This window comes from Bacillus sp. ISL-57 (assembly GCF_018613135.1).
Lineage (GTDB): Bacteria > Bacillota > Bacilli > Bacillales > DSM-1321 > Peribacillus > Peribacillus frigoritolerans.
The window spans coordinates 849,393-874,947 of record NZ_JAGGQV010000002.1; the positions used below are offsets into that span (position 1 = coordinate 849,393).

A 25,555-nucleotide genomic window follows, 5' to 3' on the forward strand; every position below is an offset into this window, starting at 1 on the left:
CGTTGTTTAAAAGATGCGAATAAATTGAAAAAAACTGCATAGTTTCTTCATACTTTTTCGCTAAACTGATTTTATCCTATAAGAAGGTGAATACTCCTGAAAATCTCCTTTAAACTCGGACTATCTATATTTATTTGCATTTTTTTGATGGAAACCGTCTCCATGATTTACTTGCATAATAAAGTGATCCATTCCCGTATCAATCAAGAATTGGAATCACTGAAGGCCCGTGGCAATAGTCATCGTGATGTGTTGGAAATCACGTATTCCGACTCTACCCTTCAGCATATCGGCCTGATGGAATACCATACCGATACAGATGTCGTGATTACGAATACAAGAGGAGATATTCTGATATCTTCCTCAAAGGTAAATGGGGGAATGAACAAAATCTTGGCAAAAAACATCCCCCAAGTACCCCGAAAAGGCATTGTCCTCCAATCGAGTTGGAAGGATGAAAGATATATAGCCACCGTTACGCCATTTATCAGCGATAAAGAAAAAAAAGGCTATGTTTATATGTTCAAAGATACTAGAGATGTTGAGGATTTAATCGCACAATTGAATAGGCATTTCCTTTTTGCGACTGCATTGCTCCTTTTATTCATGCTTATCACCATTTATTTTCTATCAAAAGCTTTGACTAGACCGCTTATTTCGATGAAGGAAGCGACAACCAAACTCAGCAAAGGGAACTTTTCAGTGGCTGTGCCTGTACGATCAAATGATGAACTCGGGGAGCTTGCCCAATCCATTCAAAGCTTGGCTAATGAATTGAACTATTTAAAGAAGGAACGCAATGAATTTTTGGCAAGTATCTCCCATGAACTGCGCACGCCGCTAACTTATATCAAGGGATATGCTGATATAACCCTCCGGAAAGATTTGGATGCATCCGAACGAACAAGATACTTAGAGATCATCCATGATGAATCCGAACGATTAAACAGATTATTGGACGAACTATTCAATATGGCTAGAATGGATGTAAATACATTCACCATATCAAAAGAAACCATCCAGCTCTCTTCATTCCTGCAAAACATTCATGAAAAAGTGTTACCGGCTTTTGCAAATGAAAGAATTCAATTGAATCTGGAATGCAAGGATGAATTATTTATAGATATAGATCCCTCACGGTTTGAGCAAGTCATTCTTAACCTGTTGGATAATGCGCTGAAGTACTCGAACGAATATACAGTCACCACCATCAAAGCCATTGAATGCAATGGCTGGATTTCCATCTCCATAATCGATCAAGGAGTTGGCATTCCACCTGAAGATGTCCCCCATATCTTTGATCGTTTATATCGTGTCGAGAAATCACGCGCCAGAGTTACCGGCGGATTCGGATTGGGGCTCTCCATCGTCAAGCAATTAGTGGAGATACAAGGCGGAACCATTTCGGTTAAAAGCAACTTGGAACAAGGAACGTGCTTCACTATCACAATTAAGGAGATAACAAATGAAGACAGTAATTCTGGTTGATGATGAACAGAGAATGCTTGATCTATTAGAGCTATACATTAAACCTCACGGATATACATGCCTGAAGATGAAATCTGGACTTGAAGCCTTACAGTTCTTAGCGCGTGAACATGCGGACATAGTTCTTCTTGATGTAATGATGCCTGAGATGGATGGGTGGGAAACGTGCGAAAGGATCCGTGCGTTTTCCAGTATTCCCATAATCATGCTCACCGCCCGGGATGCTGCACAAGAAATGGTGAAAGGGTTGAAAAAGGGTGCAGATGATTATATTACGAAACCCTTTCATGAAGATGTTTTACTTGCCAGAATCGAAGCAGTGACGCGGCGGGTGCACAATCAGAATGATTTTTTGACCTTTAGGGGGCTAAAATTAAATGAATCCGCTTATGAAGCACATTATGATACCAAAACAATCCCGCTAACACCGAAAGAGTTCTCACTGCTGTGCCTGTTTTTAAAATCCCCAGATCAAGTGTATTCCAGAGACCACCTGCTTTCGACCATATGGGGATTTAAAACGGATACCGAAGATAGGACAATCGATTCCCATATTCGAAATATTAGAGAGAAATTGCGTCATGCCGGTTTTCCAGCAGATCAACATTTGAAAACGGTCTGGGGCATCGGGTATAAATGGAGTTCTGTGGATTGATATGAATTTCATTTCTGAGGCATTACTATCCAGCGGCCCTTTCTCCATTGCTGTAAGTTTAGTATTCAATATATTGATCAGCGTGCTTGGTTTTATTCCAAGTGTATTCATCACGGCCGCCAATATCAGCGTATTTGGATTTGAAAAGGGATTGATCCTTTCTTACATGGGGGAAATTGCCGGTGCAGCGGTCAGCTTTTGGTTATATCGAAAGGGCTTTCAAACATTCAAACCCAAGTTCATGAAGAACCGGTGGGTCAAGAAACTGCAAAAGTCACAAGGGTTCCATGCATTTTGGATGATCCTGATGCTTAGGCTCCTTCCCTTTATACCATCCGGTGTGATCAACCTTACAGCAGCATTAAGCAGGACGGGAATGATGATTTTCTTCCTCGCGACATCCATCGGAAAACTGCCTGCCCTCCTTGTCGAGGCCTATTCGGTAACACAGGTTTTGAAGGCATCGGACGATATAAGGATTGTTTTGATACTGTTGATTCTCGTAATCTCAGTCGTTTATTATTTTAATAGAAATACGAAAAAAGGAAGGGAGTAAAAATCTTCACTATTTTTTTTGTAAATTGAAACGATCCATTTACCATTTTACAAACTCCTTATTTTTTTCAAGAATCGTTAACCCTTTATCTCCAAGGGTTAACGACCAGATCCAGAAGGCGACGTGTTCACATTTTACTATATCCTTGTGCTGCGAAGCGTATCGCAGCTTTTTTCTGCGCCGCCTTTTCATCAAAACAGCAAAAGAAAGACATCACGCTGGCTGGGTCGAAATGCTTTCCTTTTTGTTCGTTTATGAAAGATAATGCCTGCTCCACTGACCAGGAATCTTTATACGGCCTTCTGCTGGTCAATGCATCAAACACATCCACAATGGCTACGATTCGATCTTCCAATGGGATTTCCTCCCCTTTCAAACGGTGGGGATATCCCGTTCCATCCCAATTTTCATGATGATGGAGGTGATGTGATCAGCCACTTCCAGGCTGCTGATCACATCATTGTTTATTTCCCTTGAAATCTTATTCAAAATATCGGATCCCATTAACGGATGCATCTCGATGATTTTTCGTTCATATGGGGATAACGGTTCAGGTTTGTATAAAATCCACTCAGGAATCTCCGCTTTCCCGATATCATGCACAACATATGATTCATTTATAGTTCCAGCTGGCATCTTCGATTATGAACGATAACAAGCTGCTCGGTCAGGTTTTGAACCCTCAATAAATGCGCTTCATTTTGAACCCAATGATGCTGTCCCTGGAATACCCTGCCAATTCGCATGACAGCCTTGATTTCCCTTTCAAAATCTTCTCCATAATCTGCTGGATTTCCAATTCTGTCTTTTGACATTTTTCTCATTGTCACAGCTCACTCTATTCATGATTTAAAAGATAGGCTAAATGGACTATATCCGGATGACGTTACAAGTTTTATATACAATAGTTACTAAGCATCGTTTTAGTGATAAAGAGATTGATTACAAGTTTCTGATTGCACCAGTTCCTTTTAAGCATATTGCATGACGAAGGGTAAATGGGTTCATTTCCGCGAATGTTACACTTATATAATGAGATGATGCCTATACTATCTTCCTGTTTTCTGGAAAAAAGAATGAATTTATTGTGTTTTAATGGGAAATTCCTTTATAATGCGCATTAGATGATTTTTTAGCATTGAATACGAGAGGAGACGGAAATATGAAGAAACTATTGTACCCAATCATCATTGGATTATTGGCGGTTGTTCTAACGGCTTGTGGTTCGAACGATGAAGCTGATAAGAAAAATGACGAGAAAGAGACTAAAACAACTGAGAAAGAAACGGCTAAAGCAACTGAGGAACAGCAAAAACAGATGGAAGAAATGCAAAAGAAACTAGACAAGCAGAAGGTGGATGAAAAGAAAACGGTAGCCATCGTCAATGACGAAAAAATTTCAGGTGCGGAATATAATACCGTGTTGTCCACCACACAAATGCAGATGCAGCAATTCGGACAAGACCCAACATCCAAGGAGGGCGCCAAACAAATTAAAGAGCAAACGCTCAACTCTTTAGTGGGGCAAACATTGCTGCTTCAAGCAGCTGATAAAAAGGGCTACACCGCTTCCAAGGCTGAAATTGAAAAGCAACTTGCCGAAATCAAGAAGCAATATGAGAGTGAAGAGAAATTCAAGGCGGCATTGAAACAAGCAGGTCTGAATTCGGAAATGCTGAATGCCCAGATCGCAGAGAACATCCCATATACGAAATACGTTGAAAAAGAGATTAAAGTGGAAGAAGCAACTGATGAAGAAATCCAAAAGTATTACGACCAGGTTGCGGAGCAAGCTAAAACAAGCGGACAGAAGGTACAGAAACTCGAAGAAATGAAGCCGCAGATCAAGGAACAACTAGAGCAGCAAAAGAAACAAGAAAAGCTTGTGAAGCATGTCGAAGAACTTCAGAAAAATGCTAAGGTCGATATTAAGATTTAATGATGAAAAGAGCTGCCGAATTTGGCAGCTCTTTCTTCATGGTCTTTGGTCCGCCTGCTAACACCCATGGCTTTCAATTTCATTTATTCACCGGTTTTAGAGAAACGTGCAATTCTTTCACCTATTTCATCACGAACGCGTTGGAAAGTTGCCCATTTCTCTTCATCTGTTCCTACCGCTTTTGCCGGGTCATCAAAGCCCCAATGTTCACGTTTAACATGCGGTGGCGTCATTGGACATTTGTCAGCCGCATCGCCACATAATGTAACGACAAAATCGGCATTATTCAATATATCAGGGTCAATGATATCCGATGTTTGATTGGAGATGTCCAATCCAACTTCATTCATTGCTTTTACAGCTTTGGGATTTAACCCATGTGCTTCGATTCCTGCGCTAAGTACTTGCCATTCATTTCCTAAATATTTCTTCCCCCATGCCTCTGCCATTTGGCTTCTGCAAGAATTACCAGTACATAAAAAGTATAGCGTTTTCTTAGCCATGCGGTTTCTCTCCTTTGTTTGTAAAGTAAGTGTTTAATGAATAATTTGCAGCCATATATATAAGCCGGCCAATGTGATGAACAATGTTGGGATGGTTAAGATGATTCCCGTTTTAAGGTAAGTTCCCCATGAGATTTTCACGCCTTTTAATGATAGGACATGCAGCCACAATAACGTAGCCAAAGAACCGATCGGTGTTATTTTTGGGCCCAAGTCCGAACCGATGACATTTGCATAAATAAGTGCCTCCCTGATTGCTCCAGTCGTATGGGTGTCGGAAATGGCAAGAGCGTCTATCATAACGGTTGGCAGATTATTCATAAGTGAAGACAGAATGGCGGCGATGAAGCCCATCCCAATCGTTGCGGCAAATAATCCTTGATCGGCGGTAACTTGGATTAAATCCGTTAATACATTCGTCAATCCAACATTTCGCAGGCTGTAAACCACTACATACATCCCGATCGAGAAAAAGACGATTGCCCATGGTGCTCCTTTGATAACGGTTTTCGTGTTGACCGCTGGGCTCCTTCTAGCCATCATGAGGAATAAGATGGCCACAATGCCTGCAATGATCGATACAGGAATCCCGATGAATTCACTCGCAAAATAACCAACCAGCAATATTCCTAATACGATCCAGGACAGCCTAAACACCCTTTGGTCTTTAATGGCTTCCGTTGGTTTTTTAAGCTGTGATACATCGTAATTTTTCGGTATGCTTTTTCGGAAAAATAAATATAAAACCAAGATGCTTGCTCCAAGTGCAAAGATGTCAGGTACGATCATTCTTGAAGCAAACTCGGCAAAACTGATATTGAAAAAGTCTGCGGATACAATGTTTACAAGATTACTTACCACTAATGGAAGTGAGGTTGTATCAGCAATGAACCCACTTGCGATGATAAACGGGAAAATCATTTTATCACTAAAATTCAAGGCTCGAACCATTGCTAATACAATTGGTGTAAGGATAAGAGCCGCTCCGTCATTCGCAAAAAAAGCTGCCACTAGAGCCCCAAGGATACTTACATAGACAAACATCCTTACTCCATTTCCCTTGGCGGCTCTCGCCATATGCAGTGCTGCCCATTCAAAAAAACCTATCTCATCCAAAATAAGCGAGATGATGATGATGGCGACGAAGGCGAGTGTCGCGTTCCAGACTATCGCTGTCACGTCCATGACATCAGTAAAGTCCACCACTCCAACAAGTAAGGCCAAAACCGCACCGCCACAGGCTGACCATCCGATCGACAATCCCTTTGGCTGCCAGATTACGAGAATGAGTGTTAATAAAAAGATGATAACTGCCAAAATAACTGATCCCACTGAAGTAGTCCCTCCTAGTTAGTCACAACAAATCCGTTTTCCTTGTGCTGTTAAGTTTTCTAATTTAAAGTTTTGACTTGGCAAATCCTTGATGACCGTCTGAATAAATGTGTAATGGGAAGAAGACGGATTTAACGAGTAAATAACCCATTGTCCCCTCCTCGCTTCATTAACGATCCCGCCATCTTTCAACTTTCGTAAATGCTGGCTGATAGCTGGCTGGCTCATCTCGAATAGATCCACAAATTCACAGACACAGCACTCATGCTCAGCCATGATCTTAATCATGGTCAAACGGGTTTTATCACCTAGTAACTTAAGAATGTTTGCCGTGGTTTCCAAATCCAACACCTCATTCATAGCTTTTCATCCCTCCTAGCACAAAGTAAATAAGTATATGCTTATGTGATTATTGAACATCATTGTATAAGCATATTCTTATTTAATCAAGCATTAAATATTCCGCATAATATTTCCTTACTTTAATATTCTTAATGGCGCTTCAAAGAAATTATAATAGACCAGCCTGGTTTCAGACTGGTCTTTCTATTTCATTCACAACAGGAATTATTTTTTATTTCCAACCTCACTGGAACAGGACTGCCACAGCAAGAACCATCCTTTGATTTAGTTGCTGGAGCATCAGAATCGCGGCAACTGGATGCGGGATTCACACTGCAAACTCCTGTTTCAGGGAGTTGCAAGCGCACTTCTTTTGCCACCTCGACATCCCCTGTCAGATAAGCCACCACGGAACGGAACGAATGAAGGAGCCCTTCCGTAAATCTTCATGAGACAAAAACAAGAAAACTGCCGAGTGACCGGCAGTTTTTTCAGCTTTATAGATATTTCCGGTGAAGGCCTTTTCCATCATAGGAAAACAGGACTTCTTTTCCTTCTATGACTGATTCCATATGCACGGAGCGGCCCCAAAGCTGATGGATATATGGCATGACTTTTTCTAGATATTTCAGATCCAGTTCAATATCTTCATACCAATGTTTTAGATAAAGTTCCCCATTACGCATGAAGTCCCCATCATTAACTGTGATATAAGGGAAACCTCCGTTAACCCTCATGCTCACGAGTTGATCACGAACATGTTCCCATGCCTTATCGACGATTTTATAATCCTTGCCCTGCTTTTGGAATAAGTACATATCCTCCCGCATGACCAGATCCTTCGTCAAATAATTTCGGAGAAAGGAAATATCCGATTCGATTTCCCTGACTTCGAACATCTTTTCCCGGCCAGATCCTGGCTTGACGCCCAGCCTGATCATTTCTTCGGTCGGATTATCATAGCGTTCTTCAATATCTTCAAGCACTTTCAATCCAAGATAATAAGGATTGATGCTGGTCCGTGATGGCTGCACGACACCTGCGTTCAGTTTCGCGAATTCAATGGCTTCCCCTGAGGATAGATCCAATTCACGGATAATGCGCTGATGCCAGTAGGATGCCCAGCCTTCGTTCATGATTTTCGTTTCCAGCTGCGGCCAGAAATAAAGCATCTCTTCCCTGATCATCGTCATGATATCCCGTTGCCAATCAGTTAAATCCCTGCTGTACTGTTCTATGAAAAGCATAATATCCTTTTCTGGTCTTGGCGGGAATTTTTTTCTTTTTTTAATGTTGGATTTCTGCGGTTTATCCTTATTATCAAGATTCCACAAATCATCGTATTGTGTGGCTGCCGGTTTTATTTCCTCTTCTTCTTCCTCATCTTCCATCGTCCAGGCAAGCTTCGGCCTCATCAGCGACGGATCGATATGTTCTTCAATGGCTAAAAGTGCATCCAGGAAGGTTTCCACTTCCTTTTTGCCATGCAGGATTTCATATTCACGGATTCTTTCTGCCGTTGCCGACATACTTTCTACCATATCCCTCTTGGTATTATTGAAACGTATATTATTCTTAAAGAAGTCACAATGCGCCAAAACGTGGGCAACAATCAATTTATTTTGTACAAGTGAATTGGAGTCCAGCAGAAAAGCGTAACAAGGATCAGAGTTAATGACCAGTTCATAGATTTTACTTAATCCAAAGTCGTACTGCAGCTTCATTTTATGAAATTGCTTTCCAAAGCTCCAATGAGAAAAACGGGTCGGCATCCCATAGGCTCCAAATGTATAAATGATTTCTGAAGGGCAAATTTCATATCGCATCGGGTAAAAATCCAACCCAAACCCCGTTGCTATTTCTGTAATTTCACTAATGGCATATTCCAGAGCCTTTTGCTCCGCTTCATTCATCCGATATCCCCCTTGTCTTCCGCCTTTAAACTAATGTATGAAAAAAAGGAGGAAAAATGCCGTGATCATGAGTAAAGGTCCTCGATAACAGAAAAAAAAACACCTCCATGAAGAAGATGTCAGGTCAAATGTTTCATGCAGTTATGCACTAAATCCCTTTGATATTAATATTTTGCTAATTCCGGATTCACAGCCTCTTTTTTCATTTTTGAACGGATCCAGGAAATGATGAGCGCTGCAATGATGACAAAACCTAAGTATCCTGTGATTGGGTATACCGTCCCAACCAATTTAATAAAGCCAACGAAACTTGCAAGGAATGCGAGAATCCCGACTATAATCACGGTTAATTTAAATCGTTTCGTTTCCGCAGGCACCAGCCTGGCGGTGAATGCATACAGCATCCCGACAGCTGTATTATAAATCATTCCTAAAAGGATGATTGATAGGATATAACCCAACCACGGAGAAATCTGATTCGCTAAATGAAGGGTAGGCATACCAGAGCCTTCTATGCCCTTCAAGTCGGACATCATCCCCAAATTGATCAAAAATAACAGGATCCCCAATCCGATCCCCCCAAGGATTCCTCCCATTCCAGCCTGTTTCTTATTCTTGAAGGTCCCGCCCATTACGGCCAGCATGGCAATTCCGGCAGTCATATTATATGAAACATATAGTAATGAACCCATCAACCAATTTCCAGTAGCAGCCGCTCCTTTACTTGAAGATGAAATGATTTGATTGAAACTTAGATCGGATGTAAAAAATGAATAACCTGAAATAATGATCATGACAACGAATAAGAACGGTGTGACGGCACTAATGATGGACATTATTTTATTAACATTAAGTAAAAGCGTACCAATCGTGAGCACCGTCATGACGATTGCACCGACCATGCTTGGAATCCCGAATTGTTCCTCAAAAATCGTTCCGGAGCCGGCAATCATGATGCCTGTAACCCCAAACAAGAAAAATGTGATGATAATATCGACCACCCTGCCTATAAAGCGGCCGCAAATATGATCGATGATGCTTTTATGGGAACGTGTCTGGAGGGTGCTTCCCAACTGGGTAACTTGCATGCCCAAAAACGCGAATAAAACTGTCGCCACCACAATTCCCAATACACTGTAGATTCCAAAACTCGTGAAGAACTGTAACACTTCTTGTCCAGAAGCGAAACCTGCTCCAATGATGATTCCAATATAGGCTCCTGCAAGATTTATACTGTTTTTCATATCAAAAACCACCCTAATTATATGATTATTCTGACAATTTAAAGTAAAAGAATATCTTTCCTTTCATCATTATCCTCCCAGCTTCAAGTTAACGGGCAATTGCCCATGAAGCCGGGAGGTCCTTTAATTCCAGCACTTATTTATTTGTATATCTTTTACTATAGGAGGTGAATTCATCGACCGCAGTGTAATCTACTTCATAGCCAATGCCTGCCGCTTTTGGAACGGTTATGACCCCATCATTCACTGTAACCTCTGGTTGGATGATGTCTTTATGCCAATAATTCGCGGATGCTGCCGTATCACCAGGCATCGTGAAGTTATCAAGTGTTGTCAATGCGATATTATGGGCACGCCCCACACCAGATTCCAACATTCCTCCGCACCAAACCGGTACATTCCTTTCTTTACATAATTCATGTATTTTCATTGCTTCCGTTAAACCGCCAACCCTGCCAATCTTAATATTAATGATTTTACAGCTTCCCAATTCAAGGGCTTTTCTAGCATCTTCGACGGAATGTATACTTTCATCCAAGCAAATCGGTGTTTTGATTTCCGCTTGTAGTGTGGCATGATCGACAATATCATCCGATGACAAAGGTTGCTCGATCATCATTAAATCAAATTGATCAAGTTGTTTGAGCAATTCAATGTCTTTCAGCCGGTAAGCGGAGTTTGCATCTGCCATGATCGGGATATCGGGATATCGATTGCGCACTTCCCTGATTACGTCTACATCCCAACCTGGTTGAATTTTCATTTTGATTCTTTTATACCCATCCTTCAATCCAGCTTCTATCTTTGCCAGTAATTCAGGTACCGTTTTTTGGATGCCGATACTGATCCCAACATCAATCTTTTCTTGCTCCCCGCCTAAAGCCATACTTAAAGGGATATTCTTTTCTTTTGCGTATAAATCCCAGATGGCTCCCTCGATTGCCGATTTTGCCATATTATTTTTACGAATATGCGAGAACATATCCGATACATCACGAGGATGCTCTATTTCTTTATCCAATACAAGCGGAATCAGGAAATCCTCCAGCATGGTCCAATTGGTTTTTATCGTTTCTTCGTTATACCAAGGTGCTGAAAATGCCACAGATTCAGCCCAGCCTGAAAGTCCCTCTCCATTTTTCACCTCCACAAGAATGAACTCCTTATCCACAAACGTTCCAAAGCTTGTTGTAAAGGGAGCTACCAAATCCATATTTAAATGACGTAAGCGCACTGCCGTTATTTTCATCCCGATTCCCCTCTTATTCTTGTTTTTTTAATAAATAGTTTTGAATGTTTTCACCTTGTTCCCGTTCGATCCCGGCTGCAACATATCCTTTGGCAAAAAGAACTTTGAATAATTCACCGGTTTTAAACCGCCAATCAATCGCAAGGCGAAGATCAGATTTTTTGATTTGTTGAATATCCGTCGGTATGGGGATGGCGATCACCTCGGCATTGGTTTCGAAATGATAATCCTTGATGTAAGGAAAGCCTTGGTCATTCATTCCTGTCGTTACGATGTGTATGGCCTTATCAGGAAGCGGAGTCTCGTCCTTTGCTTCCTGCCGTATATTCCATTCCACCATGAATCGATCAGTCGAAAGTCCTTCATTGAGGGTATCCTTCATATTCCCATAACAATCTTCCATATATGTAGAACATACAGCTTTTAGCTTACCGATATTCAAGTTTGCATTCACACTTTCCAATGGATCATATGTCCATGTGATCAAGTCGTAGCCCTTTTTGAGTGCTTCCTCTTTTTGTGCAAGTTTAAGTAATCTGCCGTAGCCCTTCTTTTGATGGGCCGGATGGATGGCTAACATATGTGAACAAAGATATCCCCTTCCGTCCTTGAATCCCGGGAAACTGTATTGAAACCCGACTAACTGGCCATTGATATAGCCGCCTAATACAAGCCCGCCGTTTTTGACCGCCGTAATCGTCTGATGGATGGGAACGCAATCCATGCCCCATACAAGGGCTTCCAACCGCTGCACTTCTTGTAAATCCTCTAGTGCGTTTAGGGATTTAATGATGAATTCATCAGTCATGTAAGTGACCCTCCCCTCCATACTTCTCGAAAGTGAGTATGATGGCTTTGGCCAGGATTTCAATTCCCGATAACAAAGCTTCTTTGTTGAATGTCATGTTCGGATGATGGAGCCCTGGTGCCAAATCACAGCCTAATCCAAGCATCGTCGCTTTGAGTTCAGGTCTTTTCAACGTATAAAAATGAAAATCCTCTCCTCCTGTTGTAATGACAGGCGCTACCAAATTTTCTTCCCCAAGCGTATCGGCTATCGCTTCAGACATTATTTCCTGGGCTTGATCGTTCACGGTTGCTGCAGCAACACAGGTTCCCGGTTCGAGTTTCACTTCGACTCCATGGACAATGGCCAAAGATTCTGCAACCTTTTCCACCTTTTTGGTGAGCTCTTTCATCACTGCATTATCCTGTGCCCGTAGATCCAATGAAAAAGTGGCTCTCCCCGGGATGATATTGGAACTTTCGCCGCCAGCAAAAAACTGCGTCATTTTCACGGAATAAGGGATGGACGGATTGAGATGGATTCCATTTAACAAAGTGATGAATGCCGCTCCTATCTCGATGGCATTCTGCCCTTGATGCGGTCTGGCTCCATGCGCATCAGTTCCCACTATTTCACCTTTAATGAACTGAGCCGCTCCATGCACAATGGCTGGCGCCGCTTGCCCATCCTTCACTTCCTCAACCGGTCTTAAGTGCACTCCATAAAGGAAATCGACATTATCCAATACTTTTTCTTCAATCATCTTCAAGGCGCCCGTACCTTTTTCTTCAGCAGGTTGGAAAATGAATTTCAGCTTGCCTCTTGGACGAAAGCCCATTTCCTTCAATACAAGGAATACTCCAAGTGCCAAGGTCATGTGACCATCGTGACCACAGGAATGATTGGCTTGAAACGTCCCTTGCACCTCCTGCCAAAGCGCATCGATATCCGATCGTAATCCGACCGTGAAATCCCCATCCCCGATTTCGCCAACCACACCTGTACAGTCCTCGAATGTTTTCACCGTACACTGATTCCCCATTAAAATATTCGAAATGAAAGCTGTCGTATTCACCTCATTCCAACTCGTTTCTGGATTTGCGTGTAAATGGTCAAAAATATCGAGTATACGCGGCCTTAATTTTTCGATCGTCTGTGTGATATCCATTTCTGTCTCCCCCTTTTTTCCCGGTTTAATCGGCTTCTATGGAAGTTTATCTCAAAAGAAATAATCGTCTTGATTGAACGCATCATATATAGCTTTTCTTTCTTTGAATCCTTGTTCATCCTTAATCGATACACCAGCTACTAAACTATTCAATAATGAGAATAACACTGGTGCCGTATCGATCGTGGAAGTCCTTGGTGTTGAAATGGGCAATAAAATGTCCGTGTATTCCGCAATCGGAGCCAGTTCTGAATCCGTAATCCCAATTACAAGTGCACCCGCTTTTTTGGCCATTTCAGTTATTTTCACAGTCTCTTTAACATAGCGGTGAAATGAAATGGCGACAAAAACGGAATTTTCAGTCATTTTATTCAACATTAAAAATATATCATCAGTATCAGGCCGATATAAATGAACCTCTTCCCTAACAAGCCTAAGCGTAAAGGTTAACCAATGTGCTGCCGAAAATGATAAACGGTGTCCGGAAATCAAAACATTGTCAGCTGCCGCCAATTTATCGACTGTTTTGGCGAAATCTTCATTTGATAAATTTTTCATGGTCTTTTCGATGCTGATGATATCCTGCCCCATCACTTGAGCCATGAAGTTTGGCTGATTCGCGGCTTCAAGTTTTGAAGAATGATATTCATTCAAACTGCTGCTCTCGTATATCAACTGATTTCGAATAAGGTTTTGAAGCTCTGCATATCCGCTTAACCCCAATGAATAGCAAAAGCGGATGATGGTCGTTTCACTCACCCCAATGTCTTTTCCGAGCTTTTGAGCTGAAGTGACTGCAAATGTATGTGAATGGACCAACAAGTATTTTGCTACCTTTTTTTGACCAGTAGATAAACCAGGGAATACTTCTTTAACTTTTTGCTGTAAATCCATAAAACATCCCCTCTGAAGCAAGATATGAATCCAATACTTTTTATATGACAATATGAAGTTTTAACTTCATTAATGATAGTGAGTATTTTATCACGGCCCTTTAAATAAAACAATAATATTCTGAATTTTTAATAAAAAGGAGGAAATGCTTCAAGCACAAAAAAACCAGAGATCGACTCCATGGTTTCAGTTCGGCGAAATAAGATGGGGTTCGGAGTACGAGGGTGGTTTTCAGTAGGCTAAAAGGGAGCGGATTTCTGAAAGAGGGTATGTGTAATGATTTCCACTCCAGGCACTCGCTTTCCGCGGGCGGTCCTTGCGACTGTGGGGTCTCCCTCGACACGCTTTCCCACAGGAGTCTCTTACCTTCCGTTCCAATCAACTGTAACTTTTTTAAAAGAAATATTGTAGGGAAACTGGCTCTTCTCCAACTCGTCTACAGTCTGGGGGTTCCATCAATTTTTCGACAAAAGGAGTTTCGGATTGTCTCGCCCTGATTCAAGATTTTTAAAAATAAACTTGATTATCTTTCATGTTTTATTACTGCCTAATCTCGTTGGATTGAAGAAATTTGCGACGCTCCTGCCGAATTTACCGGCTAGCCGAGACCCCACAGACGCTTGATTTGATGCGGCTTGGCAAACAATCGGCGGAAAGGGAGCGGATTTCTGCAAACACCTGAATTTTTCTAATAAAAAAACTGCAGACAAACTGATTCATCGAGTTTGTCTGCAGTCTGAAACCAAGAAATGAACTCCGTAGTTTTCCTTCATTTACTTTTTATGACGCTTTGCGTAGCCACATCTTTTACATAATTCTTCCACTGCACATCTTCTTGAGAAACCATCATACATATTTTTAGCGCGTTCACCATTTAAAATGTCTTCAAGTGATGTTTCGAATATATTTCCAAGCGGTATTTTCCCTTCACTATCCAAACAACAAGGTACGACTGTACCATCCACCAAGATACCTAACTGATCTCTAAGAGCATAGCAGAAAATATTTTCATCGATAATGTCACGGTCCAATTCCGGCCACTCGAATTTTTCGGCCATGTTTATATAAACCCGGTCCCTTAACTTAATATTATTCTTTTGCTGAAGAGCTTCACTTAAGCGAATGTCCAATGAAAGCTTCTCCTCCAGCATGCTCAGAATATCATCGTTCAGGCCATTACTCGCTTTTAATTCAGCCGTATCCATATTCCATAAACGAATGGCACAAATCACTTCACTTTTTTCATTTGCTTCATTTATGAAATCGGCAATATTACTGACATAAGAGTCAAGACTATTGGTCGTATCGTTTGCCTCAAAGCTATGAAGTGATATATTCACCTGCCGGAGGGCTTTTTTGGAGAGCAACTTGTCTTTGACCTTTTGAATCAAAGTACCGTTCGTTGTAATATTAACCTTCAGGTCATTTTCAGCACTGATGTCCAGGAATGTACCCAAATTTTTATTTAAAAACGGTTCACCCATCAGATGAAAATAAATATGATCGGTGTGTGGTTTAATTTTCTTGATAACATCCGTAAACCCTTCGGGATCCATGAATTTCAGGGTCCTTTGCAAGCTGGAACTTGGGCAAAAATTACACTTCAAATTACATATATTCGTAATTTCCACATAAACTTTCTTAAACTTTCTCATTTTCTACTACCCCTACAATCAAGCTTATTGTTTCAATCTGATACTAACTATACTGGTTAGCTGCTCATAAATGCAATGAAAACTTCATGGCAGCTGATGGTATTGAAATCACTTTCCTTTAACAACGAATCCGATAACCCCTTTTCCGGACAACTTTTAAAAGAAATCAGAAAAAAACATCTTCTCGAGGTGAAGATGTTCGGTAAGATGCCTACCTGGAATTCCGGTTTGTCATGATCTCACTTTCCTTTTTGCTCCGTGACCTTCAAACTAAGCAATTTTTCATTTTTCAAATCATGTTGTACGGTCACGATGACATTGAACTCCCGACCTTTATCCTCGACCAAAAATCTGAAAGCGTCTTCGACGAGATTTTTCGCTACAGTTTTTCTGCCCTTATATTCGTAGTCGGTAATCTCAACTTCAGGATAATCTGCCTGCACTACCGTAATCGCAATCTTTCCGTATTTCTCATAATCAGGTTTTTGGGCCTGTGCTGAAATGGATCCTGCTTGTATGATCAAAAAAATCCCCATTAGCATTACGATGACTTTTTTCAAAATCTTTTCCTCCTCATACTTTCCGCTTAGTCTTATTATGTAAAAATGTTCAGTTGTTATGCAGATGCTTCGCTTCTTTTACAAGCATGATTCCAACTAATCGATTCCTCTTCCATTCCTCAGGAAACACAGTCAACGGCGGATTGGTTTCATTCACTAAATAACTAAGTTCGATCGTCATTCCCGGGCGGCTGAATTCTGTTATGAACCAATCAGTAAATCCGCTTCCTACCGCTTCTTTCTCCGGAAAGGTCAATTCATACCCCGTCATTTCGGCAGTCCTTTTGGCAATCCCATAATCTCTCGCCATATTTTTCCGTTTATTTTTGTAATGCCAAAAGATTTCCCTTCCTGAGGTATGATAGGAAACAGCAATAAGGGGATCGATCTCCTTCGTGAAATCCGTAAGTGCTTTTACTTCGGCTGCTTCCAGCGGTTGTCCGCCTTTATAAAATTGATACGTCGGTTTTGTTTCATGACTCATGACTTCTTTCCATCCAGCCGGATATTGCCTATTCAAATCAATGCCTTTAGCATTGGCTTTCCACCGGGACCAATTCGTGCTATATTGGTTCATTTTCCATACTGCAGCCTTTTCAAGAACATTTAAATTGGATAAATCTCCTTGCTGGATGCTCACGCCATCTGGGTTCAGCATCGGGATGAACCAGATGCTCACTTCATCCAAAGATTCCGACGGAAATTCTCCAACAGGTTTGCCCGCTCGATAAGCGGCTGCATACTCTTCAAGCATGCGCATTAAAAGTATGGAACTGAGCCATTCCCGTCCATGATGTGATCCCACCAGCAAAATCGTTTTTTTTCCTTTCCCTAACCTGACTGCCTTTATATTTTTCCCCTTTTCAGTTTGTCCGATTATTTGAACGTCCAATTCATACTGCTTTTGGATTCTTTGCAAATCCATTTCCATCTGTTCAGGGGAATACACTTCTGCCGCCAGCGATGGTTCAGGGAAAAAAAGAAGCACCAATATTCCGATTACCATTATTTTTCTCATGTACTCACCTTTTATTTTTATTCAGGTAAAAAGCAACAACCGCGGTCCAAATACATCGCCACTTATTGTAAGGAAATGTTCTGTCAGATCTGAACAAAATACAAATAGCTCCTTATTAAGGGGGAGAAGAACATGAGGATTGCGGATTATGATCAAGCATTGTTTCACACACACCGTTCTGATTGGGACAGCTTGTTAGTATTGATGGTTCGAACGAAAGATCACTTTCTTTCGAAAAAAATAGAACATTTTTTGCACGCTTATAGGTTTGAGCATGATTATCAAATCGTTCAATCCCAGCTGTATGCACTGCTTCGTTATCTGGATCATGCGGCAGAAAAAACAAGTGATTATTTAAGTGAACTTCCAAGCTAAAATCAACTATAGTTTTTGCAAATCGGGAAAATTTATACAAGAGGATTAATTATCGGGGATATAACTTTGGCTGGTGAAACCCTATAAAAACAAGGAAGGGTCAGGTATTCAATACCTGACCCTCATTTCATCATTTTTTCATTGTAGCATATGCAGTTGCATACATTTTAAGCTCTTCGATCATACCTTCAACAAGTACCGCAGACTCTTCAAATAAACCATCATTTTCGTAATCGAAGCAATGCGGATCAAGAACCAATTGTTTTGCGATCACATTTGCATAAAGGCTTCGACCCACTGTCCTCATTGAATTCAAGGCATTGATTCCGCCTTTTCCTCCGCCGGAGACAGCCAATAGAGCGACAGGTTTATGCGTGAATTGTTCACTGCTTAAAAAATCCAAGGCATTTTTCAAGGCTCCGCTCATGGAACCATGATATTCCGGAGTGGTCAGAATTACGCCATCAGCTTCCTCGATGCTTTTCCGGAGACCTTGAATCACTTCCAATTGATATTGCTCACCTTCACCTGAATATAAAGGGATTTCGCTATTGCTTAAATCAATTAGTTCCGCTCCGTATTTCTTGGATATGTAGCGTGAGGCAATCCCCGTACGCCCTTGTTTACGTGGTGAACCATTAATGATTACTAATTTCATGAATTAAACCTCCATTATTCCCGTGTTTTCCGAGATCAGTCGCCAATACAGTATACCAAAACCGAAACGGAAATTCCTAGAATTTTGATTTTTCATTCTACAAAAATCATAAAAAAAACGAAAGACCGAAGAAGTCTTTCGTTTAGCTTTCATACATTTAAACCAATGCTTCAATCTTGCTCATGAAATCTTCCATGACTCCCGATAATTTGGACTCAGCTTCTTGCATTGATTTACCTTGGACACCAAAATAGAATTTAATTTTCGGTTCGGTGCCTGAAGGACGCAGGCAAACCCATGTACCATCCTCAAGGAAATATTTCAATACATTTGATTTCGGAAGCTCGATCAATTCTTCATGATTTGAAAGTAATGTACGCTTCTTGCCGCTTTGGTAATCTTCTTCAATGACTACCGGAATGCCAGCTATTCGGGAAGGAGGATTTTGACGGAATTGATTCAATATGCCTTGAATCTGTTTCGCTCCCTCAATGCCCTTTAAAGTCAATGAACGCAAACCTTCCAAGTAAAAGCCGTACTTTTCAAACACATTCAGCAACCCTTCATATAGTGTCAATCCCTGCTTTTTATAATGGGCACAGACCTCGACAGCAAGCACTGCAGCTTGAATGGCATCCTTATCACGTGCAAAGTCTTTAATCAGATAACCGTAGCTTTCTTCATATCCGAACAAGAAGCTACTTTCCCCGCTTTCATGATACTGATTTATTTTCTCGGCGATGAATTTAAAACCGGTAAGTACATCAACCGTCTTCAAGCCATATGACTCGGCAATCGTCCGCCCGATTTCCGAAGTGACGATGGTTTTTAAGACGACTCCATTTTGGGGAATCTTACCTTTCTCTTTTTTCTGGGACAGTAAATAGTCCAGGAAAAGTGCACCTGTTTGATTTCCAGTCAGGACAACATATTGACCCATCTCGTTTTTAACGGCAATTCCAAGCCGATCGGCATCTGGGTCCGTCGCTATCAATAAGTCCGCCTCCACCTTGTTTCCAAGCTCGATGGCCATTTCAAATGCAGCTGGTTCCTCTGGATTTGGAGACTGAACTGTCGAAAAATCCGGATCCGGCAATTCCTGCTCCTTAACGATATGCAAATTTTGATACCCTAAGCTTCGTAGTGCCCGCCTGACGGATTTATTTGCCGTTCCATGAAGCGGCGTAAAGACGATTGACACATCTATTTCCTCGGCAAGCTGCGGATTCTCAGGAACCGTCAGCAGCTCACGATTATAGGCAGTGTCCAATTCCTCCCCAATCATTTCGATGAGGCCCTGCCCTTTAAGGACTTCAGCTTCTTCAACCTGAATTTCAAGCTCACTTTCAATGGCATTCACATAGCCGATCACCTGATCCGCTGCTTCCGGCGGCAATTGTGCTCCATCTGACCCATAAACCTTGTAACCATTATATTCAGGCGGATTGTGGCTCGCCGTGATGACGATTCCAGCAAAAGCATTCAGCTCGCGAACCGCAAATGACAATTCTGGAGTTGGACGCAATTCATCGAATAAATAAGCCTTCACCCCAAATGTAGCTAGTGTCTTAGCTGCTTCGAGTGCAAATTCCGGGGACTTATGTCTTGAATCATAAGCGATTACAGCCCCTCTTCCTTTTGCTTCTTCCCCAAACGAAGAGACATATTGAGCCAACCCAACCGTTGCCTTCCTTACAGTATAAAGATTCATCCGGTTCGTTCCCGCTCCGATTTCCCCACGCATTCCGCCTGTTCCAAACTCTAAATTTTTATAAAAGGCATCTTCGAGTTGTGCTTCATCCCGCTGCATTTCCTCAAGGAGGACACGTAATTCCCCATTTAAATTCTGGTACCCTGCCCAAGTAGTGTATAAAGATTTCCAATCCATCTCCAACATCTCCTCCCAAACGCCTTATTTGTAATTATTATGTATCTGCCTTACATATACAAAATTATCATATTTATTCCAATAAATGAAGTAAAGGCTCGTAATGAAAAGAACCTAATCCAGTGTTCTTCACATCACGAGCTGTTTTCTTCCTATTTATTTCTCGCCATCTTTGTAATGCAGATGGTAAATATCATGACGGCGATCTTTCAATTGCTTTACAGTACCGGACTGACGCTCCCGCCTTAAGATCTCTAAGTCGACATCGCCAATCAGGACCATCTCAAGGTTCGGGCTGGTTTCCCCGACTATGCCGTCACGTGCAAATTCGAAATCCGAAGGAGAAAAGATTCCCGATTGGGCATATTGGATATCCATATTTTCCGTTTGTGGGAGATTCCCGACCGTTCCGGAAATGACGGTATAAATTTGGTTTTCCACGGCACGGGCCTGGGCACAATAGCGAACTCGCAGGTAGCCTTGCCTGTCTTCTGTACAAAATGGAGTGAATATGATTTTGGCACCCATGTCGGTCGCAATCCGGGCGAGTTCCGGGAACTCAATATCATAACAAATTTGTATGGCGATCTTTCCACAATCCGTATCAAAGACACGAACGCGGTCACCTGCATTAATCCCCCACCATTTTCTTTCATTCGGGGTAATATGAATTTTATATTGCTTTTCAATCGTTCCATCGCGACGGAATAAATAAGCGATATTATAGATATTATCATCATCTTCTTTAACGAAATGCGAACCTCCGATTATATTGACGTTATACCTTACAGCTAAAGTGGTAAACAATTCAATGTACTGCTCCGTGAAATCCGACAGTTTCCTGACAGCCAAGCTTGGTGATCTTTCATTCAAGAAAGACATAAGCTGGGTTGTGAACAATTCCGGGAACACGGCGAAATCCGCATTGGCATCCGAAGCAACGTCGGTGAAATATTCGACTTGGTTAGCGAAGTCATCGAATGAATCGATTTTACGCAGCATGTATTGCACGACGCAAATCCTTACCGGTTCCGATGTTTTATAATAACGTTTTGTTTTCGGCTGATAGTCAACGTTATTCCACTCCATGAGAGTAGCATACTTATTGGATTGCAGATCGTCCGGCAAATAATTCGGATTGATCCTCATAAGCGTGAACCCATTTAAAAGCTGGAACGAAAGAACCGGATCATATATTTTGTGCAATTGAACTTCTTTTACATAATCCCTTGGTAACAGTTCCTCCGCATGTTTATGGTAATTGGGGATCCTGCCCCCGATAATGATGCTTTTTAAATTTAATTGGGCAACAAGTTCTTTCCTTGAATCATATAGTCTTTGACCAATTTTCATCCTGCGGAACTCAGGATGGACCATGACCTCGATTCCATATAAATTATAACCGTCCGGATTATGATTCGTGATGTATCCATTATCTGTTACATCATCCCATGTATGACGATCATCATATTCGTCAAAATTAATAATGAGGCTGGAACATGAGCCAATCACTTTTCCATCATATTCAGCCACAAACTGCCCTTCTGGAAAAATTGCCAGATGGCTCTCAAGCTGTTCTCGCTTCCAGGGAACCATTCCCGGAAAGCAACTCGACTGCAAAGCAATTATTTCATCTATGTCTTCTAGCCTCATATTACGTATTTCCATTATTTTTTCATATTTATGCAGGTCCAAATTCGGCATTTTCCTCAGACTCCTTTAATCTCTTCCATAAGAATTATACCCCTTATTCAAAAATTAAAACAACCGAACCTACCCATTGATTTCAAATAATAACATTCTGAATGTCCGTTAAAAGAATATATATTTTACAGACGCGGTCCTTACATACTATACTTTTCATGAGAGTAAAAAGAGATGGGGAAGAGGAACCATGAACAATACAAAACGCAGTGTGGAAAACTTATTAATTGCAGCCGGGGCTGCGTCCATCATTGCGATGTTTGGAAGCTTATATTTTTCTGAAATTAAGCAATACGAACCTTGTGCACTCTGTTGGTATCAGCGGATCATCATGTATCCTTTTACGATCATATCAGGAATTGCAATCATTCGAAAAGATTATTGGATCAGTTCTTATACCATGATATTATCCGCTATCGGTGCATTCATTTCCACGTACCATTACTTGATACAAAAGGATTCATTCTTTCCCGACCACACCCTTGCATGAGAAGGGTTCCAGGTACAGGACAATATATAAACGTATTGGTTTCATCACCATCACGTTCTAGCCTTGACTGCATTCGTCATTATTTTTACATCGTATGGACAAGATCCAAGGAGGTTGCAGCTTAATGAAGAAAATGGCTATATTTTTAGTGATAATCGTCGCCCTTTTTGTCCTGCTGGGCGTTTTTACAAACTTGAAAAAAGAAGAAAAATCAAAAGGAAATCCATACGGCAAGGATAAGCTTAAACCCGCTACTGTCGATCAGCTGGATGACCCCAATTATCAAAATTTGATTCTTCCTGTAGAGTTGGAGCAGGACCTCCAAGATAGTAAAGACGTGACCGTTTATTTCTATAGTCCTACGAACTCAATCAGTCAAAAAACCACACCAGTCGTGGCACCTTTGGCAGAGAAATTGGGTATTGATCTTGTTCAATTCAATCTTTTGGAGTTTGAACAAGGATGGAGCGACTATGGCATCAAAAAGACCCCGACCATCGTCCACTATAAAAATGGGGAAGAACAAGAACGAATCGTCGGATTTAAAGATGAAGTAACGTTCGAGAAATGGTTCGAGGACCACGATATTAATTAAGGATGAAAAAATAGCCGGCCCTAACGGAAATGCTTCTCCCGTTATAGCCGGCTCATTTTTTTTACCTTATACTAAATATTGATTCGCCACCTGGATGTCCATCATCTGCATATCATTATTCGCTTCGAGGTTTATACTTGAAAAATGGTCATAATAAAAGGGGAAGAATATTCCGCATTCATTCAATAGAGTGATGTTATGTTGGAACAATTCTTCAGACTTAGGTTCCATCACCCTCTTTTGGTTGTCTAATATCGACATAAGGACTTGAAGACATGTCATCACTTGAAATGCGTCTCTTAATGTTGCCAAGTAAGTAACAGAACTTTGATTGGGCTCTAAAACGCCAATCTCACGAAAATGAAGGATTTCACTTTCCGTAAAGTACTTTGGAAATACAGATTCGTAGAAACGAGACACGAGACTCGCTATTTCTTGCTCTTGTTCTTCCGTTGAAGAAAAGACCGTCTTCACTAAAAAAACCACCTTTTTTCAGATCCGTTAGACCTATCTATTATATGTATATTCTAGGACAAGGGATTTCTTTCCCCATAGAATAACATAAATATTGTAAAAAATATGTGGTAATTTCCACCACTGAAAATCTTAGCAATAGGCCCAAGGTTAGTTTTTTACACCTTATCCGTAATTATTATAGATTTTTTTCATTTATGCACAACCAAACGAGTCGAAAGTAGGAGTTAAATTGGAAAATTTCAAAATAACTAACCAACATTTAATAATTGATGTTCTTCAAAGTTGGAATGGATTAACATTGGAAAAGCTTTTCAGGGAGCGTTGGCAGGCCCCGAAAAAATTAGTGCATGAATGGAGGATGAGTAAAGAAGTGACAATGAACGGGAATTACGTCACCTGGTCAACTATCCTCAATGAAGGAGATACGATCAGCATCCCCTTATTGGATCACGCTGAAAATGAAACAGTTCAAGCCGCAGACTTAGGAATTACCATCTTATATGAAGATGATGTGTTGTTGATAGCCAATAAGCCGGCTGGAATGGAAACCCACCCTTCTCAACCGGGTGATGCACACTCCCTCCTCAATGGGGTAGCGCACCATCTTCAAAAAAACCGCCAGAACTGTATGATCAAGCATATTCATAGGCTTGATAAAGATACCACCGGTGCGGTCCTTTTTGCCAAAAACCGCCTCATTGGGTCCATGCTGGATAGAATGTTGGAAGAAAGGGAAATCAAACGGACGTACCTAGCATTAGTCGAAGGAAACATTAAAAAGGATAAAGGCGAAATCAAAGAAAAAATTGGACGTGACCGCCACCATGCCACTAGACGAAGGGTTTCCCCAACTGGCCAGACGGCAGTCACCCATTATCGGGTGATCAACCGTGATTCCAAGAAAAACTTGACCCTCGTCAGCTGCACCCTGGAAAGCGGCCGAACCCACCAGATCAGGGTGCATTTCAGTCATTTGAACCATCCCTTGGCCGGAGACACGTTGTATGGCGGAAAAAAGACATTTCCACGTCAAGCCCTGCATGCAAGGAAAATCGAATTCACCCATCCCATTTCAGAAGAAAAAATGATCGTTGAAGCTCCTTTCATTGATAGACCTGAAATATTCGACCTCAACATTTAAACAGAAATAAAAAACACCGTGCCATTTCGGAAGGTGTTCCTGTGTGTAGACAAATGGGGCTCTATCTAAAAGATAAAACAAAGTTGATTGGAACGGACGGTACGAGACTCCTGCGGGAATACGTGTCCAGGGGAGACACCGCAGGCGCAAAGCGCCGAGGAGGCTTCCCGGACCGCCCGCGGAAAGCGAGTGGCTGGAGAGGAAATTAACATTTCTTTTGCAAAATCAATTAATTCGAATTCAGTCTGAAACACCATTCCGTTTCGGACGGTGTTCTAATTTCCTCATTAATATTAATCCGAAATTGTCGCTTTTATTTTTTTCAGCGTACGGATTTTCTGCATGTTGGTCGGATATTTCACCTCAATGGATTGATTATTCGCAATTCAGGACGAAATCCATTTTGGCATAAAAAATAGCTGGCCACTTGGGCCAGCTTTATTTTTGTTTTTATGAAGCTTTTCTCATGCCTTTTAAGATAAGGCTTAAGATGAAGACAAATACGATTGCACCAATCAACGCTGGAATTATAGCAAAATCTGCCACTGAAGGTCCCCAGTTCCCAAGAATTAATGAACCTAACCATGCACCAACAAAACCAGCGATAATGTTACCGATAATTCCAAATGGTACGTCACGTCCAACAATCATACCTGCTAACCAACCGATGATACCTCCGATAATTAATGACCATAAAAATCCCATAATTTATTTCCTCCTTCAAATTAGTTATTTTTCATTTTCTACAGCAGACTCCAAGAAATTAAATCACTTCCATATTGCCATGCTTTTTTCAGTACTTTTAACCTTTACATTCAAATGGTATGATGCCGATTCGCACAATATCTAATGAATGTGAATGTTTTAGTTATTGGGTAGTGTTAGCTAGCTATAGCCCTTGAGTAACTGATTGAACAATCCTCA

General features: G+C 41.2%; 29 protein-coding genes and 1 pseudogene. 9 read left to right on the plus strand and 21 right to left on the minus strand.

Translation table 11 applies throughout. The annotated features are described in order from the left end of the window. The first annotated feature begins 162 nt into the window (after positions 1-162). From J7I90_RS07385 to J7I90_RS07395, 3 genes are read left to right on the plus strand one after another with little or no spacing between them, the layout of a single operon-like run. Positions 163-1,488 carry a HAMP domain-containing sensor histidine kinase gene (locus tag J7I90_RS07385; RefSeq protein ID WP_251025126.1) on the plus strand — a complete coding sequence of 442 codons (1,326 nt, stop codon included), beginning with the start codon at positions 163-165 and terminating at the stop codon, positions 1,486-1,488. Beyond that, positions 1,466-2,143 carry a response regulator transcription factor gene (locus J7I90_RS07390; RefSeq protein ID WP_214769906.1) on the plus strand — a complete coding sequence of 226 codons (678 nt, stop codon included), beginning with the start codon at positions 1,466-1,468 and terminating at the stop codon, positions 2,141-2,143. The genes J7I90_RS07385 and J7I90_RS07390 overlap by 23 nt, the downstream gene beginning before the upstream one ends. Position 2,144: 1 nt before the next feature. Next, entirely contained in the window at positions 2,145-2,699 is a 555-nt protein-coding gene (locus tag J7I90_RS07395) for a TVP38/TMEM64 family protein (protein ID WP_214769908.1), read from the plus strand. 127 nt (positions 2,700-2,826) lie between these two features. Here the strand turns inward: J7I90_RS07395 and J7I90_RS07400 are convergent, their stop codons facing one another. The 3 genes from J7I90_RS07400 to J7I90_RS07410 are packed head-to-tail and all read right to left on the minus strand — an operon-like array spanning position 2,827 to position 3,523. Next, entirely contained in the window at positions 2,827-3,075 is a 249-nt protein-coding gene (locus J7I90_RS07400) for an HD-GYP domain-containing protein (RefSeq protein WP_396020053.1), read from the minus strand. Further along, positions 3,072-3,335 carry a hypothetical protein gene (locus tag J7I90_RS07405; protein WP_214769910.1) on the minus strand — a complete coding sequence of 88 codons (264 nt, stop codon included), beginning with the start codon at positions 3,333-3,335 and terminating at the stop codon, positions 3,072-3,074. The genes J7I90_RS07400 and J7I90_RS07405 overlap by 4 nt, the downstream gene beginning before the upstream one ends. Further along, positions 3,317-3,523, minus strand: a complete 207-nt coding sequence (locus tag J7I90_RS07410) for a hypothetical protein (protein ID WP_214769912.1) — start codon at positions 3,521-3,523, stop codon at positions 3,317-3,319. Before J7I90_RS07410 ends, J7I90_RS07405 begins: the two co-directional genes overlap by 19 nt. Positions 3,524-3,861: 338 nt before the next feature. Here J7I90_RS07410 and J7I90_RS07415 point away from each other — a divergent pair, with 338 nt between their 5' ends. Continuing rightward, positions 3,862-4,638 (plus strand): SurA N-terminal domain-containing protein, encoded by a 777-nt coding sequence (locus J7I90_RS07415; protein WP_048689699.1) that lies wholly within the window; start codon positions 3,862-3,864, stop codon positions 4,636-4,638. A gap of 83 nt (positions 4,639-4,721) precedes the next feature. On the opposite strand, the gene arsC is transcribed toward J7I90_RS07415, so the two are convergent. From arsC to J7I90_RS07475, 13 genes and pseudogenes are all read right to left on the minus strand, one after another. Further along, entirely contained in the window at positions 4,722-5,141 is a 420-nt protein-coding gene (arsC, locus tag J7I90_RS07420; protein ID WP_095391033.1) for an arsenate reductase (thioredoxin), read from the minus strand. A gap of 33 nt (positions 5,142-5,174) precedes the next feature. Next, positions 5,175-6,473, minus strand: a complete 1,299-nt coding sequence (locus tag J7I90_RS07425; RefSeq protein WP_214769914.1) for an arsenic transporter — start codon at positions 6,471-6,473, stop codon at positions 5,175-5,177. A gap of 18 nt (positions 6,474-6,491) precedes the next feature. After that, positions 6,492-6,833 carry an ArsR/SmtB family transcription factor gene (locus J7I90_RS07430; RefSeq protein ID WP_214769915.1) on the minus strand — a complete coding sequence of 114 codons (342 nt, stop codon included), beginning with the start codon at positions 6,831-6,833 and terminating at the stop codon, positions 6,492-6,494. Between the two features lie 191 nt (positions 6,834-7,024). Continuing rightward, positions 7,025-7,262, minus strand: a pseudogene (locus tag J7I90_RS27275) (flavoprotein); the annotation flags it as partial. Positions 7,263-7,312: 50 nt separating this feature from the next. Beyond that, a complete protein-coding gene (locus J7I90_RS07435) occupies positions 7,313-8,728 on the minus strand; it encodes a SpoVR family protein (RefSeq protein ID WP_214769918.1) in 1,416 nt (471 codons plus the stop codon). Positions 8,729-8,892: 164 nt separating this feature from the next. Continuing rightward, entirely contained in the window at positions 8,893-9,972 is a 1,080-nt protein-coding gene (locus J7I90_RS07440) for a YkvI family membrane protein (RefSeq protein ID WP_214769921.1), read from the minus strand. A 136-nt stretch (positions 9,973-10,108) separates the two neighbouring features. Next, positions 10,109-11,221, minus strand: coding sequence for an o-succinylbenzoate synthase (menC, locus tag J7I90_RS07445; protein ID WP_214769924.1), 1,113 nt, complete (start codon positions 11,219-11,221; stop codon positions 10,109-10,111). 13 nt (positions 11,222-11,234) lie between these two features. Further along, complete coding sequence (locus J7I90_RS07450) at positions 11,235-12,029, minus strand: GNAT family N-acetyltransferase (protein ID WP_214769925.1); 795 nt, start codon at positions 12,027-12,029, stop codon at positions 11,235-11,237. Then, positions 12,022-13,170, minus strand: coding sequence for a M20 peptidase aminoacylase family protein (locus J7I90_RS07455; protein ID WP_214770200.1), 1,149 nt, complete (start codon positions 13,168-13,170; stop codon positions 12,022-12,024). Before J7I90_RS07455 ends, J7I90_RS07450 begins: the two co-directional genes overlap by 8 nt. Positions 13,171-13,227: 57 nt before the next feature. Beyond that, complete coding sequence (locus J7I90_RS07460; protein WP_214769927.1) at positions 13,228-14,070, minus strand: MurR/RpiR family transcriptional regulator; 843 nt, start codon at positions 14,068-14,070, stop codon at positions 13,228-13,230. A 773-nt stretch (positions 14,071-14,843) separates the two neighbouring features. After that, complete coding sequence (locus J7I90_RS07465) at positions 14,844-15,725, minus strand: radical SAM/SPASM domain-containing protein (RefSeq protein ID WP_034315057.1); 882 nt, start codon at positions 15,723-15,725, stop codon at positions 14,844-14,846. A 239-nt stretch (positions 15,726-15,964) separates the two neighbouring features. Further along, positions 15,965-16,285, minus strand: coding sequence for a DUF3889 domain-containing protein (locus tag J7I90_RS07470; protein ID WP_214769928.1), 321 nt, complete (start codon positions 16,283-16,285; stop codon positions 15,965-15,967). Positions 16,286-16,334: 49 nt separating this feature from the next. Continuing rightward, positions 16,335-17,303, minus strand: a complete 969-nt coding sequence (locus J7I90_RS07475) for a M14 family zinc carboxypeptidase (protein WP_214769930.1) — start codon at positions 17,301-17,303, stop codon at positions 16,335-16,337. 132 nt (positions 17,304-17,435) lie between these two features. Between J7I90_RS07475 and J7I90_RS07480 the strand changes: the two genes are divergently transcribed. Beyond that, positions 17,436-17,678, plus strand: coding sequence for a YhdB family protein (locus tag J7I90_RS07480; RefSeq protein ID WP_048689737.1), 243 nt, complete (start codon positions 17,436-17,438; stop codon positions 17,676-17,678). 130 nt (positions 17,679-17,808) lie between these two features. Here the strand turns inward: J7I90_RS07480 and J7I90_RS07485 are convergent, their stop codons facing one another. The 3 genes from J7I90_RS07485 to J7I90_RS07495 form a co-directional block, all read right to left on the minus strand. After that, entirely contained in the window at positions 17,809-18,336 is a 528-nt protein-coding gene (locus J7I90_RS07485) for an NADPH-dependent FMN reductase (protein ID WP_053533937.1), read from the minus strand. Between the two features lie 157 nt (positions 18,337-18,493). Further along, a complete protein-coding gene (locus J7I90_RS07490; RefSeq protein ID WP_214769932.1) occupies positions 18,494-20,224 on the minus strand; it encodes a phospho-sugar mutase in 1,731 nt (576 codons plus the stop codon). Between the two features lie 156 nt (positions 20,225-20,380). Continuing rightward, the gene (locus J7I90_RS07495) at positions 20,381-21,928 is read right to left on the minus strand and encodes a bifunctional GNAT family N-acetyltransferase/carbon-nitrogen hydrolase family protein (protein WP_214769934.1); all 1,548 of its coding nucleotides are present in this window, start codon (positions 21,926-21,928) and stop codon (positions 20,381-20,383) included. 190 nt (positions 21,929-22,118) lie between these two features. On the opposite strand from J7I90_RS07495, the gene J7I90_RS07500 reads away from it, so the two are divergent. Together J7I90_RS07500 and J7I90_RS07505 are read left to right on the plus strand one after the other, a co-directional pair. Beyond that, the gene (locus J7I90_RS07500) at positions 22,119-22,418 is read left to right on the plus strand and encodes a disulfide oxidoreductase (protein WP_251025129.1); all 300 of its coding nucleotides are present in this window, start codon (positions 22,119-22,121) and stop codon (positions 22,416-22,418) included. A gap of 124 nt (positions 22,419-22,542) precedes the next feature. Beyond that, positions 22,543-23,013: a thioredoxin family protein gene (locus tag J7I90_RS07505; protein WP_214769937.1), complete on the plus strand. Its 471-nt coding sequence runs from the start codon at positions 22,543-22,545 to the stop codon at positions 23,011-23,013. Between the two features lie 66 nt (positions 23,014-23,079). Here the strand turns inward: J7I90_RS07505 and J7I90_RS07510 are convergent, their stop codons facing one another. Continuing rightward, positions 23,080-23,487, minus strand: a complete 408-nt coding sequence (locus tag J7I90_RS07510; RefSeq protein WP_214769939.1) for a DUF5365 family protein — start codon at positions 23,485-23,487, stop codon at positions 23,080-23,082. A 232-nt stretch (positions 23,488-23,719) separates the two neighbouring features. Between J7I90_RS07510 and J7I90_RS07515 the strand changes: the two genes are divergently transcribed. Both J7I90_RS07515 and J7I90_RS07520 read left to right on the plus strand, forming a co-directional pair. Next, complete coding sequence (locus tag J7I90_RS07515) at positions 23,720-24,631, plus strand: RluA family pseudouridine synthase (protein WP_251025130.1); 912 nt, start codon at positions 23,720-23,722, stop codon at positions 24,629-24,631. Between the two features lie 53 nt (positions 24,632-24,684). Next, on the plus strand, positions 24,685-24,840 hold the full coding sequence (locus J7I90_RS07520) for a hypothetical protein (protein ID WP_214769942.1): 156 nt from the start codon (positions 24,685-24,687) through the stop codon (positions 24,838-24,840). Between the two features lie 241 nt (positions 24,841-25,081). Here J7I90_RS07520 and J7I90_RS07525 read toward each other — a convergent pair whose 3' ends face one another. Then, on the minus strand, positions 25,082-25,336 hold the full coding sequence (locus J7I90_RS07525; RefSeq protein ID WP_170946860.1) for a GlsB/YeaQ/YmgE family stress response membrane protein: 255 nt from the start codon (positions 25,334-25,336) through the stop codon (positions 25,082-25,084). Positions 25,337-25,555: the final 219 nt, after the last annotated feature.